Here is a 15,791-nt window from a genome sequence, read left to right on the forward strand (position 1 = left end):
TCGCTCCGACCGGGTCTCGCATTCGGAACCCTTTGCCTTGCTTCCCGGTTCTTCCGGTTCGTCTTCGTCGCCCCCCGTCCTCCCGGACGTGCGGCACGACCTGCAGAGTTGCCTTTGCTCCTCGCGAGCGTGGGGTCTCACTGCCGACCCCCCGCCCGCCTTCCCGGCGACCATACCCGCGGGGCCACACCCGTTCCCATCCCGAACACGGCCGTTAAGCCCGCGGGGCCTATGATAGTGCCCCTGGCGCGAACGTCGGTCATCGCCGGGTCCTTTGACCCCCACAAACGCCCCCCATTTCCTTCCGGAAGTGCGGGGCGTTTGTGTGCGCACACAGATCAGGTGATCAAGCAATCACCTGACTGGGTTGATCGAGTGAACTTCAATCGTTTCTTCGATCTTGGGCCGACGGACATCGACCCCCCACGCCTTGAGCGCCCGGTAGGCTTCGGCCCGAACGAGATACCGACGAACCTCTCGCCCCTCGTTCTCCTGGGCATGATGCAGGATGGCCCATCCCGGATCGTCGAGCAGTGGCTTCAGCAACGCGATTGTCTCGTCGGACCGGAAATACCTCAAGGCCCTGACCGCTTCGAGACGTCGCGGCAACTCCTCGGAACAGATCGCCTCCCGCGCCCATTGCTCCAAACGGTCATCGACGGGAACACTGACCGTCACGCCGTCATACTCCTCCCAACGCGTTCTGGCGATCACTTCGCGCGGAACCTCGCGACGGAACGTGTGAATGCGTTTCACATTACTCGGCATCCGGCTCACAGTCTCCCTGGCGGCCTGGAGCACGTCGTCCCGGTCGCGGAGCAGCGTGAAATCGGCGGTTAGAAGGGACAGGCGCTCGTCTTCCAGGTCGATGATCGACGCCGGAACCCGAGATTCGTCCCGCACCGCCACGAGGAGGCGGCGTTCCTCGCCTTTCCACGCCCCAAGCACCGCCTGAGGCTCGCGCAGCACGACTGAGAGCTTCTCGTAACACTCCCCGATCGGAACCTTGAGCGTCTCCTCGACGAGGAACCGGGCCTCGAAACCCTCAGGACCTTCCAACAGATCAAAGTCGAGCAAGGTCCCCACGAACACCAGGTCGGCGTTGGCGACGGTCGCCTCGATGCTCTCGGCATGGCCGAAGATTGGCTGACCGATCGCGACGACCGGCCAGAGCCAGAGAACAGCTCCGGCCAGGAGCGAACCGAAGCAAGGGCCGTTCATGAACGGGCTCCCAAGCGTCATCTGTCGTCTTCCGGTAGACTTCCGCCCTCAGTCGCTGGCCAGGCTATCCTGATCGAGATCCTCGATCCGGTGCTCGACGGCGCGGCGGACCTGTTCCTCCTCTCGGAGTTTCTCGGCAAGTTGTTCGATGCGCCCCACGGGGGTGTTCGGTTCAAGGAGCATCCAGCACGGTTCGTCGGGGCTAAGTGTGGCCAGCCGCCCGTTGCTGGTCAGGCAGATGGGTGCCACGTGGCAGTCCTGGTGCTTGTAATGCCAGCCGAGCTTTTCCATCACAATCGGGTCGGGATGAACCGGGCGAGGGTCGTCGCTCGTGTAGTGATGGACGACCTGGGCCTGAATTCCGACGACAAGCAGTAGCTCGTGAATGATCCGCGAGGAGCCGTCATCGTCGAACTCGTCGCGGAGGACGATCGCTCGCATGCCGGCAGGGGCCGGAACAGCCGGCTGGAGGAGTCGAAGGGCGTAGTGCTCCATGAGACGACCTCGCAGGGCGGAAGGGGAGAGGGGCCGAACCGGGTTTCGAAGCGAGTCAGCCGATCGGGTCAGCCCACCCACCCGGTTGCGACGAATCAGGGGTCGATCGGCCGGATGCGAACGGTCCGAAACGCGACCGGGCCGTGATCCCCCTGCAGCAAGATCGGGCCGAGGGGCGTTTCGGGCTTCGTGCGCCAGGCGTGCCCGGTCGGATACGGAATTTCCAGGTTCTCGTGAATGACTTGCCCGTTCAGCTCGGCCCGTTCGAGCACGGCGTGGGCGGTCTTCTCGCCCGAATCATCGAACCGAGGAGCGCGGAAGGTCGCACGGAGCACCTGCCACTCCCCCGCCGGCCGCGAGGCGTTGACCATCGGCGGGAACCCCTCGTCAATGTGCCGGTAACGCGGCAGCAGCTCGGCCCTCGGGTACACGCCGCCGTTCCCCCTGGCGTCGATCTCCTTGCCATAGCTGTCGTACATCTGAATTTCGTAAAGGCCCTGGAACTTGACGCCTGCGTTCGAGTTCTCGGCCATCATGTATTCGATCTCGATCTCCACGTCTCCGAATTCCGCAACCGTCTCCAGGTTCCTCGTCCGGCCGGGAGGATCGTTGATCAAGACGCCCGATCCGGGCTCGGGCTTCAGGTGCTTCGGGTCGTCCGCGTTCAGCGCAGCCGCCCCGACAATCTGCCAGTCGCCAAACGGCGAGCGGAAGGCCTCCAGCCCGGTCCCCTCGCCAAACAGGGTGATCCAGCCGTCGGCGGCCCCGTCGTCCGCCCAGAGCGTTGATGCCGAAACCGGCACGATCAGAAACACGGCCGCCACAACAGCCAGGGCTCGGAGTCTTCGCATCAGAGGGGGGCTCCGTGGGGGGCCGACGCTTGCCGGGTCACTCGGGCTCATCTCGATCCATCCGTCGATGGTACGGGGGCCAAAGTGTCGATTGCAAGAAGGTGCCGCGACCCACGCACAGCGCCTCGGCTCACGAGGTTTCGACCTCGGCCGCCGCCTGCGGCCCGCCTCTCGATCCCGGAAAGTCGCAGAGTGGCACACTCGGATTCGGATCGGCCAGCACCTCGGCCAGGGTCGTCTTCCGAAACGCCTCTTCCACGCTCGCCAGCGCATTATCAAGCCGCCGGTGCAACGGGCAAAGATGCTCCCCGTGCGAGGCCAGCCCCAGCGGACAGGTCCGGATGCGACGAAGCGGATCCACCGCGTTGACCACCTCCAGAATCGTCAGCTCCTCGGGATGCTTCGCCAGCGTGATCCCCCCTCCAATCCCCCGCTGCGACCTCACAATCCCGGCCCGCTTCAGCCCCTGCAACACCTTCGATAAATACGGTGCAGGCACCTGCGTCACCCGCGCAATCTGCTCCGTCGTCCGAGCCTCCGGCGCACAATCGGCCAGATGCACCGTCGCTCGCAACGCGTACTCAACCGTTTGAGAGAACATCGAAACACGTTCCTCGGAAGAAAACCGGAAAATCAGACCTTGAAATCCGAAATAAGCCTCTCTACAGTGGTTTCAGCGGAAAAGAGATGGCCTTGTCCGATTTCAAGGGTGTTCGGGATTCTTCTCGAATCGGGCTAGGAATCGCCGCCAAGGTCCTGGAAACGTTCCAAGCAAGAAGGAGGCGAGATGACAGCGACACACGGCAACGGCAGGCGGTGGCTCGGGGGATGGATTGCCCTGATGCCGGGGCTGGCCCTGATGGTGGTCTACGGGGCCTCGGCCATGCGGGCCGAACCGTTGGGACCAGCGCCGCAGGAGGATCCGGCGGTCGAACGCGCCAGGGAGCAGGTCCAGATGCTCGATGCATTATACAAAACGGCGGTCGTTTCGATCACCGACAAATATCAGCGCGGGCAACCGGCAATCATGGTGGCCAAGGATGTCTTCGAGGCGATGGACAAGTTCGGCCATCACTCCCCCCGGCTGGTCGATGCCACCGGCATTCCCCTGGGAGAGGGGAACGATCCCGAAACCGACTTCGAGAAACGGGCCGCGGCAGCCATGCAGCGGAACGAAACCTACGTTGAGGAGATCGTCGGTGAAGGTCCCGATCGCCGCCTGCTGGCCGCGACGGTCGTTCCTGCCGTGCACCAACGATGTGCCTCGTGCCACGCGGTTGAGGAAGGGGATCTGCTCGGCTTCATTCGCTACGAGATTCCGATTCGCTGAACCGCGCCGTTCGCCCTGAGGCCCTGCGACCGGCAGACCGCCGCCTCATCCTTCGGGGGATCGGGAACCTCGGGCCGATGGTCCGTCCGAGGTTCCTTGATCCCTTCGTTCGAGTTGCGGGAGGTGTCTCGATCGCTGGCTGGCCCTTCGCTTCGCCGCGGTCAGGCGAGCTTGACGACGACGAAGGTAATGTCGTCGTCCTGGTGCGAGTCCCCTCGGAACTGCTTCAAGGCGTCGTTGATGGCCTCCGAGATCCGCTCGGAAGGCTCGTCTCGATGGGCTCGAATGATGGCGCAAAGGCGGTCCTTGCCGAACTCCTCCTCATCGGGGCTCCGCGTTTCCCAGATCCCGTCTGTGCCGAGCAGTACAATATGCCCCGGCCCGAGGCCGTCCCAGACCCCTTCTTCATAGGCCGAGTCGTCCATCAGGCCCAGTGGCAGGCCGTTGATGTTCGGCAGATCGACGAACGCATCGCGCTGCGGATCATACACGATCGGCGCATCGTGACCGGCGCTGGCCCATCGAATCGCATGGTGAGGGGCGTCGACCACCATCAAGATCATGGTCATGAATCGCTCGCCGCCGGTGTCGGCTTCTAGCTGGCGGTTGACGTGCGTTAAGAGCTGGCCAAGCGAACCGCTTTCCGAGGCCCTGGTCCGCAAGACCCCCCGAGCGGTCGCCATCAACAACGCCGCGGCAATCCCGTGCCCCATCACATCGCCGAGCACAACGATCAGGTCCCCCTGGGTCGTCTCGTCGAGTTCGAGGAAGTCGTAGTAGTCTCCGCCGGTTTCGTCGCAGTAGGTGGAGTGTCCGGCGATGTCGAGGCCGGGCAGCGTCGGGGTTTCCTCGGGCAAGAGCTTCTGCTGGATCTCCATCGCTAATGCCAGCGATTGCCGGAGTCGGAGGCGGTCTTTCAGGGCCTCGGCCATCTGGTTCAGCTCGGTCGAGAGCATTGCGAACTCGCGAGCCCCCTCGACCCGGACCCGGTGATCGAGATCCCCGCCGCCAATCGTGCGGACCCCCTCGACCAGCTCCACGATCGGCCGGACGAGCCGGAGCGACGCCGCAATGCCCAGCCCAAGCGTCAAACCCACCACCAGCAGACCGATCCCCAAGGCCTGCCGGCGCATCTCCTGCACGCCTCCCATCACGTCGGCCTCGGGCACGATGACCGCCAGCCGCCAGTCGAGCCCCTGCACGTCCCGAAGCGGCTCGACCTCGATCCGGTGCCGCTGCTCATCGAGCGTCAGCTCGAACTGCAAGCGGTCGTCGATCGCGCCGAACGAACCAGCCTGGTCCGAAATCCGGCGGGCAATGGCCCGAATCATCGGATCGTCCGACGCGATCGCCTCCACCTGCGACCCGCCGGGGCCGATGACCGGTGCTCCCGAGGAGGTCGCCAGCAATCCCCCGTCCGGCCCGACCAGAAAGGCCCGGCCCGTCTCCGAAACCTCCAGCCCGCTGAGGAATTCCGAGACCGCCAGCAGGCCGACGTCGGACGCGACCACCCCCAGCAGCCTCCCTTCGGAATCCTGAACCGTGCGCCCGAAGGCCAGGCCGAGCGTTGCCGTGTCGCTGTTGCTGCGGACCCACGGATAGACGGCGCTCCAGGTCGGGACTCCAGCCTCCTCGGCGGTCTCGTACCAGGGACGGACGCGAGGGTCGTATACATACGAACCGATGCGATCGCCCGGCACCCCCGAAGAGTCCATCACCCGGTATTCGACAATCTCGTCACCTGTTTGATCGTCCTTGATGGCGTATTCCATCCCCGGCTCTCCCGGGTAGCGGATGACCCAGGTGGCCGACCCCTCGGGGGTGCCGAAGGCGACGGAGTTGATCGCCCCGAAGGCCGAGAGCTGTCGGACCAGATCCGGCCGCCAGTCTCTCAGCTTGGCCGGGTTGAGATCCCCGCCGGCAACCATCGAGGCCGTCAGCTCGGTGACTTGAACCGCCGTGGCCAGATAGCGGTCCAGCTGCTCCTCCACCCGCCGCGCCGCCTGGTCGACCACCTGACCCGTCAGGTCGTCCACCACCCGTTTCCCCTGCCACGACGCCAGCAGGCCGAACCCCAACACCACCACAGCCACCGGAATCAAAACGAGTATCGGACCGATGGTTCGGATCGAGACAGATCGCAACTCAACAGACCTCACAACAGCGTTGCGGCTTTTCAAGACTCCCAACCGACCCGACTCTCGGCCTTCGCCCAGACCCGACCCGATCCCCGTTTGTCGACCCGGCGATCCGCGCGCCCCGTGGCGGCGAACACCCCGGTCGATTCCCCTCCCGGGCCTGTCATCCTATCCCCCTCGACCTTCGATGTGCAAACGTTCTCGCGTGCTGAATCCCGAACTTCGAGCGATCGCCAAACGATCTCAGCACGCCTTCCCAGGCGCGCCGATGGTCGTCACTGTGTCATCCCAACGGGACGCTCACAGCCCGACACCCAGCCTTCGGAATTCGGAGATTTGTGGATTGGGCAATTTGTAACGATTGTGCGGAAAAATGTTTTGTGTTGTCTGGACTGCCAGACTAGATTGAGGGTCATGCACGGCTTTGTATGGCCGTGCATGACTTGCTTTCCGTGTGTGTTCCGGGTGGGATCGGGCGTACGAGCAACCATCGGTTCCGATCGTCCAGGTTGATCCTGGGACACGAGAAGGATTCGTGAGACATTCCACCAGGGAGCCCTTCCAATGACATCTCTCCGACGCACATGGTGTGTGGCTGCGCTGTTCGTCATGATCGTGGGCCTTGCCGCCGCTCCGGCTCGGGTCAACGCTCAGACGATTCTGGAACGTGTTGTCAATTACAACATCCACACGGGCGAATTCGATACGCTGATCGCTGCTGTCCTTGCGGCCGATCCCATGATTCTGGATGCCCTGTCCGGTCCCGGACCCCTGACGGTCTTTCTGCCCACCGACGCCGCGTTTTTCCAGATCGGCCTGACGCCCGAGAACGTCGGCCAGATCGGTCGAGAAACCCTGACCGAGATCCTCCTCTACCACGCAACGACCGGGGCTCGACCGCTGCACGATCTCTTCGCGCAACGCAACGTCATGATGCTCAACGGTGGCATGACCTACTTCTCGATCCGAAGGCCCTGGCCGCACCACCTCTGGGTGTACATCAACGACTCTCGGATCCTGAACCACGCGGTCCTGACCAGCAACGGCGCGATCTACATCATTGATCAGGTCCTGCTCCCGATGCAGCCGATCCAGCCCGCTCGGATCCGCTGACCTGGGTCACGAACCAACCCGCAACAATCGAACGATCCACCGCCGCCCCTCTGCTGTTTCGGCAGGGGCGGCGGTTGAGTCGCCAGAATCCCGCCGTCAGGCCGCGGCCCGACGCCGGCGCACCTGGGCCTCACGGCTCGGAAGCTTCACGTTCCAGACCAGCCCGAGCCGGGTGAGCACCCAGATCACCACGTAGCTCAAATCAAGCTGCCACCAGGCCAGGCCGTGCCGCGCCGAGGTCGGGAAGGCGTGGTGCGAGTTGTGCCATCCTTCCCCCCACGCCAGCAAGCCGAACAGCGCGTTGTCTCGGCTCTCGTCGTTCGTCTGAAACGGTTGCGAGCCCCACAGGTGGCAGGCCGAGTTCACGCTCCACGTAATGTGGTGCACGAGGAAGATCCGCACCGGCCCTCCCCAGATCAGGCCCGTCAGCACCCCGGCCCACGATCCCGTCACCAGGCCTCCCACCGCCGCCGGAATCAACAACCCGAGCCCCACCCAGACGGCGAACGTCGCGTCCACGATTCGCAAGGCCCGGCTCTGCCTCAGATCGGTCACGTAGCGATCCAGCCCAAACTCGCCCGGCCGCACAATCCAGCCGACGTGCGCGTGCCAGAACCTCCTGAACACCCCTCGCACCCCCTCGTTGTTCCCGTGCGGAGAGTGCGGGTCTCCCTCGTCGTCCGAGAACTGATGGTGCCGACGGTGCAGGGCCACCCACTCCAGCAACGACCCCTGCGCGGTCATCGAGCCGAGCACCCCCAGCACGAACTTCACCGGCACACTCGTCTCGAACGACCGATGCGTGAACAGCCGATGAAAGCCGACCGTAATCCCCATCCCGGTCAGTAAATACATCCCCAGCAACAACCCGAGATCGACCCAGTGGAACCCCCACCCCCAGACGATCAGCGGAATCGCCAGCACGGCGATCAGCGGTAGGATGATGACGCAAAGCACCACCCATCGCACCGTCATCGACATCCGAACGACCGCCTCCAACGTCGACAACGGCCGGGACTCCTCACTCCCTCGCGTCGTGTCGGAGGCATGCGGAGCCTCTCCGGCATTCGCCGCCGGTACCCAAGACGGTGATCCGGATTCGGTGTCCCCCGGGGTCGGTTCCAGTGGTCCGGTGATCGTGAGCGATTCAGCCATGACGGTTTGAGCCTCGTCCTTGAACGTCCTGATAAAGTGGGGCGGGAGTGTGGGAGTGATGCGTCGCCTTTGCCTTTGCTTCGACCTGGCACTTGAGGCCTGTCCGGTTCGATCCTGAACCTCGACGGAACGAGGGCTCCGTACGGATCGTTCAGATCGGCCTCGCCCTTCCGCGCGTCAAGGGCCGGTGGTCGCGCGGGTCGGGTGGTCAGGAAGACGTCCCTGTCGTTGGATCGCTTTCGTCCTGAGGCCGACGATTCGGGGATGCCCGGCGTGATCCCCTCGGGTCGGTCCCGATCGGACCGCATCCTCCCGGAGGACGGGCTCACCCGTTCGACGCGTCCCTCTCGGACCTTGGCCGGGAGGAAGGTATCAAGCGCCTGGGGCCACGCTGCCCCTCACCGGCGACCTGCCGGCGGAACCCGAGATCCCCCCTCCTCTCTCGATCGGGGGCGATCTTCGCGCTCGATCCCGTTGCGTCTGCAAGACGCGTCCGTACCCTATCATGAACGCGAACCGACCGATAGGCCCGTCTCCCTTCGCCTCGGATCGGGCCGGCGAGGGCGATCCGGGCATCCTTGCCCGCCCGGTGGCTTCAAGTCCGTGACGCTCGCGGTGGCCCCTCGTCGCGCGATCCCAACGCTCAGCGATTCGGCCTCCCCTCCCCGCGAGACCACCAGCGCCGCTGGACCCACTTCTCGACACCGATGATGATCGCGATCATCATCCCGACCGCCGTGATCTGCCCCCACTCGGCCAGCCCGATCGGTGCGCTTGAAAACGCCGTGTTCATCACCGGCAGATAGGTAAAGGCCAGTTGCAGGCTGATCATGATCGCAATGCCGACCACGATCCACGGATTCGACCACAGGCCGACCCCGAACATCGAGTCGCGCAACGACCGGCAGTTCAGCAGGTAGAAAATCCCACCGACGACGAACACGTTGACCGCCACCGTGCGGGCCTCGTCGAGCGATCGGCCCTGAAGCTCCTGCCACTCGAACAGGCCGAACGATCCGGCCAGCAAGAGCACGCCGACCAGCACGATCCGGAACACCAGCGGCCGGGTCAGGACCGGCGTGTTCGGGTTTCTCGGCGGTCGCCGCATGATCCCTGGCTCGTTCGGCTCGAAGGCCAGCATCAAGCCCAGCAGCACCGCGGTCGTCATGTTGATCCAGAGAATCTGCACCGGCAAGATCGGCAACTGCACCCCCGCGAAGATCGCCACCAGGATCACCAGCCCCTCGCCGATGTTCGTCGGTAGGGTCCAGGTGATGAACTTCACCAGGTTGTCGTACACCCCTCGCCCTTCCTCAACCGCCGCTTCGATCGAGGTGAAGTTGTCGTCGGCCAGCACCATGTCGGCCGCTTCCTTGGCCACCTCGGTCCCGGTAATCCCCATCGCGATCCCCAGGTTCGCCTGTCGAAGCGCCGGGGCATCGTTCACGCCGTCGCCGGTCATCGCCACCACATGCCCTCGGGCCTGAAGCGCCTCGACCAGCCGGAGCTTCTGTTCCGGAGTGACCCGGGCGAACACGGCCACCCGATCCGCCTCCTCGATCAGCTCCCGATCGCTCAGACAGGCCAGCTCCTGGCCCGAGAGTGCCAGCAGCCTCCCCTCCCCATCCACTGCCCCTTGCAAGCCGATCTGCGAGGCAATCGCCGAGGCAGTCCAGGCATGATCTCCCGTAATCATCTTCACCCGTACCCCTGCTTTCTGACAGGTCTGGATCGCTGTGACGGCCGCCGGCCGGGGAGGGTCCATCATCCCCTGCAGCCCGAGAAACGTCAGGCCGCCCGCCACGTCCGAGGCGTCGATCCCCCGCAACGACTCCGGCACCTCCCTCCGGGCAAACCCGAGCACCCGGAGCCCTCGACGGGCCAGATCGGCCACTTGGCGATGCACCGCCTCGACCCCCAGCGGCAGCACGCCTCCGTCGGCCTGGAGCGCCGTGTCGCACCGCTTCAAGACCTCCTCGATCCCCCCCTTCAGATACACCCGATCCGCGCCTCCCTCACCGTTTCCGTGCAGGGTTGCCATGTACTGATGTTGCGATTCGAATGGGATCGTGTCGATCCGAGGCAAGGCTCGAATCAGTTCCTCCGGCTGGATCCCCGCTTTCCGCGCGGCCGTGATCAGGGCTCCTTCGGTCGGGTCCCCCTCCACCTGCCATTGCCCGTCTCGCAGTACCAGCCGAGAATCCTGGCAGAGCACCCCGGCCCGAAGCGTCTCCCAGAGCGCCGCGTCGCTGCTCGGCTCGATCGGAGTGCCGTCTCGAAAGAGCTGGCCCTTCGGATCGTAGCCGGTCCCCGAAAGCGACACGACAGTCCCTCCCGCGATCACCTCTTGCACGGTCATCTGATTTTGCGTCAAGGTCCCTGTCTTGTCTGAGCAGATCATTGTCGTGCTTCCCAGCGTTTCCACGGCCGGGAGCTTGCGGATGATGGCATTGCGCCGCGCCATCTTCTTCATGCCGACGGCCAGCGTAATCGTCACCGCTGCCGGCAACCCTTCCGGAATCGCCCCCACGGCCAACGCGACCGAGGCCATGAACATGGCGAACCACGACTGTCCCCGCACCAAGCCGACCACGAACGTCAGGGCCGCCAGCCCGAGAATCACGTACAGCAACGTCCGGCTAAACGCCGCGATGTCTCGCGTCAGCGGGGTTTCCAGATTGGGCGTCGAGGCGATCAGCTCGTTGATCCGGCCGATTTCCGTCTGATCTCCGGTCGCCACCACCACCCCCGTCGCCGTGCCGAAGGTCACGAGCGTCGACGAGTACGCCATGTTCCGATGCTCGGCCAGCGGCGTCTCCTTCGGTAACGATTCGGCCTGCTTCCCGACCGGCACCGATTCCCCCGTCAAGGCCGACTCGTCGACCTGAAGGTTTCGGCAACGGGTCAATCGCAGGTCGGCCGGCACCTTGTCGCCCGACTGCAAGAGCACCAGATCCCCCGGCACCAGCTCGGCCGCGCCCAGACGCCGGACCTCTCCGGCTCGAATCACGGTGGCCTCGCTCGACATCCCCCTGGCCAGCGATTCAATCGCCCGCAGCGCCTTCGACTCCTGCACGAACCCGATCACGGCGTTGACAAGCACCACCCCGAGAATCACTCCCGCGTCAACCCACTCGTTCAGCAGCGCCGTCACGACTCCGGCCGCAATCAGAATATAAACAAGCGGCTGATGCAATTGCATCAAGAACAGGACCAGCGGGCTGGTTCCCGGTTTCGGGGTGAGTATGTTGGCCCCGAATTGCTCCTTCCGATGACCGATGGCAAACAGGTCGAGACCCCTGGCGGGATCGGTTTCCAGATATTCGAGCACCTCTTGCGTGCTGAGGTGGTGCCAGTGCTTCCCGAGCAATTCCTGCATTGTGGTAGTGCCTTCACGTCAATTCCGGAGCCGACCCGCAGGGCTGCCGAGTGACGACTCGAACCGCGGCGATACGCCGATTCCCTTCCTCTGGATCCGATCCGGCGAGCAATCATTCCGTCGTCCCTTCGAAAAAGAAAGCCCCTCGAAACTCGCCGACCTTCGGGCACGAACCGAAGGGGAACAGCCCCCCCTTCCGGAGGGGTCGAGCGACATCCACATCCTCTGGAGTCTCTCTTGGTAGAATCGGTCACAAGGCCGAATCGGGACGGCGGTCGCCCCCGATCGGCGAGTCGAACCCCGTGAACCCCGACTGTTGAGACCTCCTCCCATGAGCCGCGACCAGACTCTGCTCTCGCTGCGCAATCGCTCGGCCGATCGGACCCTCCGCCCCTCGGTCCGCTTCAATCCGAGTCTCACCTGCGTCCTCTTGCTCACACTCTCCGCTCCCGCAATTGCCCAGCACGAGCCTCGGCCCGGCGATCGCCTCGAACGCAAGGGAGATGAAATCGTCGTTGCCGGTCAGTTGTTCCACACGACCGCTCCGGTCGTCCTCTGGACCGATCCCGGCGGCTACGACGCCTACCGCGTCGATCGCCGCTTCGTCCCCCTGGCAGAGGCCGGCTGGAAGGCCTCCGAGGCGGCCGGGCTCCGATCCCCCGTCCGCTTCGGGCTGCGAGGCAATCGGCTCTCCCCCGATCAGGTTGAGCAGGTCCGCGGCGGCGGCTGGTCGTTACCCATGCTGCAAGACGTCGTCGATCAGTTCGTCCTCCATTACGACGTGGCCGGCACCAGCCGCAACTGCTTCCGCGTGCTGCACGACTCCCGAGCCTTGAGCGTTCACTTCATGCTCGACCTCGACGGCACCATCTATCAGACCATGGACCTGAAAGAATCCGCCTATCACGCCACCATCGCCAACCAGCGCTCCATTGGCATCGAGATCGCCAACATGGGCGCTTATCCCCCCGCCAACGCCTCGGCCCTCGACCGCTGGTACACCCATTCCAACGACGGCAACACCCGCCTGACCATCCCCGGCGGTCCCGAGGCCGCCGGCATGAAGAACCTCAATGCCAGCTTCCGACCCGCCCGCAACGGACCCATCGTCGGCGTCGTCCGAGGGATGGAACTGAAGCAGTACGACCTGACCCCCGAACAGTACGACTCCCTCATCAAACTCACCGCCACCCTCTGCACCGTCTTTCCGAAGCTCAGGTGCGACTACCCACGCGACGAGCACGGCAACCTCATCACCGACACGCTCTCTCGCGAGGATTGGGAATCGTATCAAGGCATTCTCGGCCACTTCCACGTTCAAACCAACAAGGTCGATCCCGGCCCCGCCTTCCAGTGGGACACCGTTATCGACGGCGCCCGGTCTTTGATGAACCCCCCCGCGAACGACCCCAAGTGACCTCAACACCGTTCGAGGTTTCGGAGCATCGTCAGGTTGGATTTGATGGTTTCAGCCCCTCTCCCCGCGCGTTACGATAAATGGGTGAGCCTTGTCTTGATGGACCATCGCGTCGAGTCGTCACCGACCTGGCGAGATTCCCTCTCCCGACCCTCGCTCCCCCCCTGTTGTTGCGGGGAGCCCGGCGCCGGGTGAGTCGGGCTCCTCTCCCAAACCTCTCCCCCGGGTTGCGAGGGAACAGGTGGCCGCAAGGCCGGGTAAGGGGACTTGCGTCGCGGCGGACTGAGAGGCACCAACCTCTCGCACCCATCAACACCGGGCGATCGGCCGGGAGGGGTCCCGGTCGATCGACACCTTGTCCACGGTTTTCCCTCCCCAATCGCACCGACCGACGACGGCGGCCCGCAACCCGAGTCGCCGCTGCGCCCGATCGGCCGCCGGGGTTCTCTTTTGCGGAGCACGTTCCCACGATGACCCCCTCGAATTCGAACCCGTCGCGTCGATCCTTCCTGCAGCAGACCGGCGCCGCCGCCTCGGTCTCGGCCCTGGCCGGCGTGTACGTTCCGGCGGTCCACGCGAGCGAGCAGAACACGATCAAGGTCGCCCTCGTCGGCTGCGGCGGTCGCGGCACCGGCGCGGCCGCCAACGCCCTGTCGGTCCAGAACGGACCGATCAAGCTCGTCGCCATGGCCGATGTCTTCGAAGACAAACTGACCAACAGCTTTAACTATCTCGAAGACAAGTACTCGAGCCAGATGGACGTCCCCGAGGACCGCCGCTTCCTCGGCTTCGACGCCTACAAGAACGCCATCGACTGCCTTGACCCCGGCGACGTGGTCATCATGACCACCCCCCCCGCCTTCCGATGGCCCCACTTTTCCTACGCCATCGAAAAGGGTGTCAACACCTTCATGGAAAAGCCCGTCACGGTCGACGGCCCCACCACCCGCCGCATGATCGAGCTGGGCGAAAAGGCGAAGGAAAAAAACCTGAAGGTCGGCGTCGGCCTCATGTGCCGCCACTGCGACGCCCGCAAGGCCCTCTACGAACGCATCAAAAACGGTGAGATTGGCGACCTCCTCACCCTCCGCTCCTACCGCCAGGTCGGCGGCGGCGGCCTCATCGGCCCGAACACGAGCGATATGACCGAGCTGATGTACCAGATCCGCAACTTCCACGGCTTCATGTGGGCCAGTGGTGGCGTGATCATGGACTACATGATCCACAACATCGACGAATCGTGCTGGATGAAGGACGCCTGGCCCGTCACCGCCCAGGCCCAGGGGGCCCGGCTCTACCGCGAAGACAAGGTCGATCAGAACTTCGACAACTACTCGATCGAATACACTTTCGACGACGGTACCAAGCTGTTCGTCTACACCCGCAACGTCCCCCGTTGCCACCAGGAGTTCGCCAGCTACGCCCACGGCACCAAGGGCTCGGCCGTCATCTCCACCAACTCCCACACCCCGGCCAAGACCCGCATCTACGCCGACCAGCGCATCGACCAGGGCGAACCCGTCTGGGCCTTCCCCCAGCCCGAGCCGAACCCCTATCAGCTCGAATGGGACCACCTGATTGCCGCCATCCGCAACGACGAACCCTGGAACGAGGTCAAGCGCGGCGCCGAGGCCAGCCTCGTGACCGCGATGGGCCGCATGGCCGCCCACACCGGCCGCATCGTCACCTTTGACGAAATGCTCAACCACGACCACGAGTTCGCCCCCGAGGTCGATCAACTCACGCTCGACTCCCCCGCCCCACTCCAGCTCCTCGCCAGCGGCATCTATCCCCAGCCCGAACCCGGCCGCCTCCGCGACCGCGAGTTCTGAACCCCACCACCCCGGCCGATCTCCCCCTCAGCTTGGGGGATCGGCCGATCCTCCGTTGGTTGGAGCGATTCGTGGACGACGTTCGTCTTTTGATCGACTTCCATAAAGATGCAACCCGCCAGGGACCAGGCAGCGATGCAGAGACGGAACGCGCCCTCACCCTGGCCCGGGTCGACCGGTCGAAGCCCCTCACCATCGCCGACATCGGCTGCGGCACCGGCGCGTCCACCCTCGTCCTCGCTCGCCTCCTCAACGCAACGATCACCGCGGTCGACCTGTTTCAGGACTTCCTTGACGTGCTTGAAACGCGCGCAAGCGAGCAAGGCCTTTCTGAGAAAATCACAACCCTTTGCGCGTCGATGGATGCGCTCCCCTTTGCAGATGAGCAATTCGATGTGATCTGGTCCGAAGGCGCCATCTACAACATCGGATTTGAGAACGGCGTCAAAACCTGGAACCGGTTCTTGAACGTCGGCGGCCTCCTGGCCGTGTCGGAGATCACCTGGACCACCGGTTCCCGGCCGGCCGAGCTCCAGGCCCACTGGGAGCGGGAATATCCCGAGATCGACGTCGCCTCTTCCAAACTGCGCGTTCTGGAACAGAATGGTTATATGCCGATCGGCTACTTTGTCTTGCCCGAGCATTGCTGGCTCGACCATTACTACCGGCCGATCCAACATCGCCTGGACCAATTCCTCGCTCGGCACGATCACCGCGCCGACGCGCAAGCCATCGTCGACGCGGAAATTCGAGAAATCGCACTCTACGAGACGTACCGCGCCTCTTACAGCTACGGTTTCTATCTTGCACGAAAGGTGGGTCGGCACACGACATAATACCCCGACGCACCTCCCCTCCGC

General features: G+C 64.3%; 12 protein-coding genes and 1 rRNA gene. 6 read left to right on the forward strand and 7 right to left on the reverse strand.

Features of this window, described 5'->3' with window-relative positions; genetic code table 11:
- Nucleotides 1-162: 162 nt before the first annotated feature.
- Nucleotides 163-271 (forward strand): 5S ribosomal RNA (rrf, locus tag HG800_RS11830).
- An 83-nt stretch (nucleotides 272-354) separates the two neighbouring features.
- Here rrf and HG800_RS11835 read toward each other — a convergent pair.
- From HG800_RS11835 to HG800_RS11850, 4 genes are all read right to left on the reverse strand, one after another.
- Nucleotides 355-1,221 carry a hypothetical protein gene (locus HG800_RS11835; protein ID WP_169976850.1) on the reverse strand — a complete coding sequence of 289 codons (867 nt, stop codon included), beginning with the start codon at nucleotides 1,219-1,221 and terminating at the stop codon, nucleotides 355-357.
- A gap of 48 nt (nucleotides 1,222-1,269) precedes the next feature.
- On the reverse strand, nucleotides 1,270-1,716 hold the full coding sequence (locus HG800_RS11840) for a hypothetical protein (protein WP_169976851.1): 447 nt from the start codon (nucleotides 1,714-1,716) through the stop codon (nucleotides 1,270-1,272).
- A 95-nt stretch (nucleotides 1,717-1,811) separates the two neighbouring features.
- Nucleotides 1,812-2,567, reverse strand: a complete 756-nt coding sequence (locus HG800_RS11845) for a 3-keto-disaccharide hydrolase (RefSeq protein WP_169976852.1) — start codon at nucleotides 2,565-2,567, stop codon at nucleotides 1,812-1,814.
- A gap of 130 nt (nucleotides 2,568-2,697) precedes the next feature.
- Nucleotides 2,698-3,168 (reverse strand): RrF2 family transcriptional regulator, encoded by a 471-nt coding sequence (locus HG800_RS11850; RefSeq protein ID WP_169976853.1) that lies wholly within the window; start codon nucleotides 3,166-3,168, stop codon nucleotides 2,698-2,700.
- Nucleotides 3,169-3,354: 186 nt separating this feature from the next.
- Here HG800_RS11850 and HG800_RS11855 point away from each other — a divergent pair, with 186 nt between their 5' ends.
- Nucleotides 3,355-3,897: a hypothetical protein gene (locus tag HG800_RS11855; protein WP_169976854.1), complete on the forward strand. Its 543-nt coding sequence runs from the start codon at nucleotides 3,355-3,357 to the stop codon at nucleotides 3,895-3,897.
- Nucleotides 3,898-4,058: 161 nt separating this feature from the next.
- Here HG800_RS11855 and HG800_RS11860 read toward each other — a convergent pair whose 3' ends face one another.
- Nucleotides 4,059-6,041 (reverse strand): SpoIIE family protein phosphatase, encoded by a 1,983-nt coding sequence (locus tag HG800_RS11860; protein ID WP_169976855.1) that lies wholly within the window; start codon nucleotides 6,039-6,041, stop codon nucleotides 4,059-4,061.
- 558 nt (nucleotides 6,042-6,599) lie between these two features.
- Here HG800_RS11860 and HG800_RS11865 point away from each other — a divergent pair.
- Nucleotides 6,600-7,148: a fasciclin domain-containing protein gene (locus HG800_RS11865; RefSeq protein WP_169976856.1), complete on the forward strand. Its 549-nt coding sequence runs from the start codon at nucleotides 6,600-6,602 to the stop codon at nucleotides 7,146-7,148.
- Between the two features lie 96 nt (nucleotides 7,149-7,244).
- Here HG800_RS11865 and HG800_RS11870 read toward each other — a convergent pair whose 3' ends face one another.
- A complete protein-coding gene (locus HG800_RS11870) occupies nucleotides 7,245-8,156 on the reverse strand; it encodes an acyl-CoA desaturase (RefSeq protein WP_206352238.1) in 912 nt (303 codons plus the stop codon).
- A gap of 790 nt (nucleotides 8,157-8,946) precedes the next feature.
- Nucleotides 8,947-11,682 carry a cation-transporting P-type ATPase gene (locus tag HG800_RS11875; protein WP_169976857.1) on the reverse strand — a complete coding sequence of 912 codons (2,736 nt, stop codon included), beginning with the start codon at nucleotides 11,680-11,682 and terminating at the stop codon, nucleotides 8,947-8,949.
- Nucleotides 11,683-12,013: 331 nt separating this feature from the next.
- On the opposite strand from HG800_RS11875, the gene HG800_RS11880 reads away from it, so the two are divergent.
- From HG800_RS11880 to HG800_RS11890, 3 genes are all read left to right on the forward strand, one after another.
- Nucleotides 12,014-13,099 (forward strand): peptidoglycan recognition protein family protein, encoded by a 1,086-nt coding sequence (locus HG800_RS11880; protein WP_169976858.1) that lies wholly within the window; start codon nucleotides 12,014-12,016, stop codon nucleotides 13,097-13,099.
- A 470-nt stretch (nucleotides 13,100-13,569) separates the two neighbouring features.
- Complete coding sequence (locus HG800_RS11885; RefSeq protein WP_169976859.1) at nucleotides 13,570-14,931, forward strand: Gfo/Idh/MocA family protein; 1,362 nt, start codon at nucleotides 13,570-13,572, stop codon at nucleotides 14,929-14,931.
- A 71-nt stretch (nucleotides 14,932-15,002) separates the two neighbouring features.
- Nucleotides 15,003-15,767 carry a class I SAM-dependent methyltransferase gene (locus tag HG800_RS11890; protein WP_169976860.1) on the forward strand — a complete coding sequence of 255 codons (765 nt, stop codon included), beginning with the start codon at nucleotides 15,003-15,005 and terminating at the stop codon, nucleotides 15,765-15,767.
- The last annotated feature ends 24 nt before the right edge of the window (nucleotides 15,768-15,791 follow it).

It is taken from the genome of Tautonia rosea, assembly GCF_012958305.1.
GTDB lineage: Bacteria > Planctomycetota > Planctomycetia > Isosphaerales > Isosphaeraceae > Tautonia > Tautonia rosea.

Excerpts from the sequence above, each read along its gene's own strand:
- HG800_RS11885 (WP_169976859.1), top strand. The coding sequence starts at position 13,570 with ATGACCCCCTCGAATTCGAACCCGTCGCGTCGATCCTTCCTGCAGCAG.
- HG800_RS11865 (WP_169976856.1), top strand. The coding sequence starts at position 6,600 with ATGACATCTCTCCGACGCACATGGTGTGTGGCTGCGCTGTTCGTCATG.
- HG800_RS11840 (WP_169976851.1), bottom strand. The coding sequence starts at position 1,716 with ATGGAGCACTACGCCCTTCGACTCCTCCAGCCGGCTGTTCCGGCCCCT.
- HG800_RS11880 (WP_169976858.1), top strand. The coding sequence starts at position 12,014 with ATGAGCCGCGACCAGACTCTGCTCTCGCTGCGCAATCGCTCGGCCGAT.
- HG800_RS11850 (WP_169976853.1), bottom strand. The coding sequence starts at position 3,168 with ATGTTCTCTCAAACGGTTGAGTACGCGTTGCGAGCGACGGTGCATCTG.
- HG800_RS11845 (WP_169976852.1), bottom strand. The coding sequence starts at position 2,567 with ATGCGAAGACTCCGAGCCCTGGCTGTTGTGGCGGCCGTGTTTCTGATC.
- HG800_RS11835 (WP_169976850.1), bottom strand. The coding sequence starts at position 1,221 with ATGAACGGCCCTTGCTTCGGTTCGCTCCTGGCCGGAGCTGTTCTCTGG.
- HG800_RS11855 (WP_169976854.1), top strand. The coding sequence starts at position 3,355 with ATGACAGCGACACACGGCAACGGCAGGCGGTGGCTCGGGGGATGGATT.
- HG800_RS11875 (WP_169976857.1), bottom strand. The coding sequence starts at position 11,682 with ATGCAGGAATTGCTCGGGAAGCACTGGCACCACCTCAGCACGCAAGAG.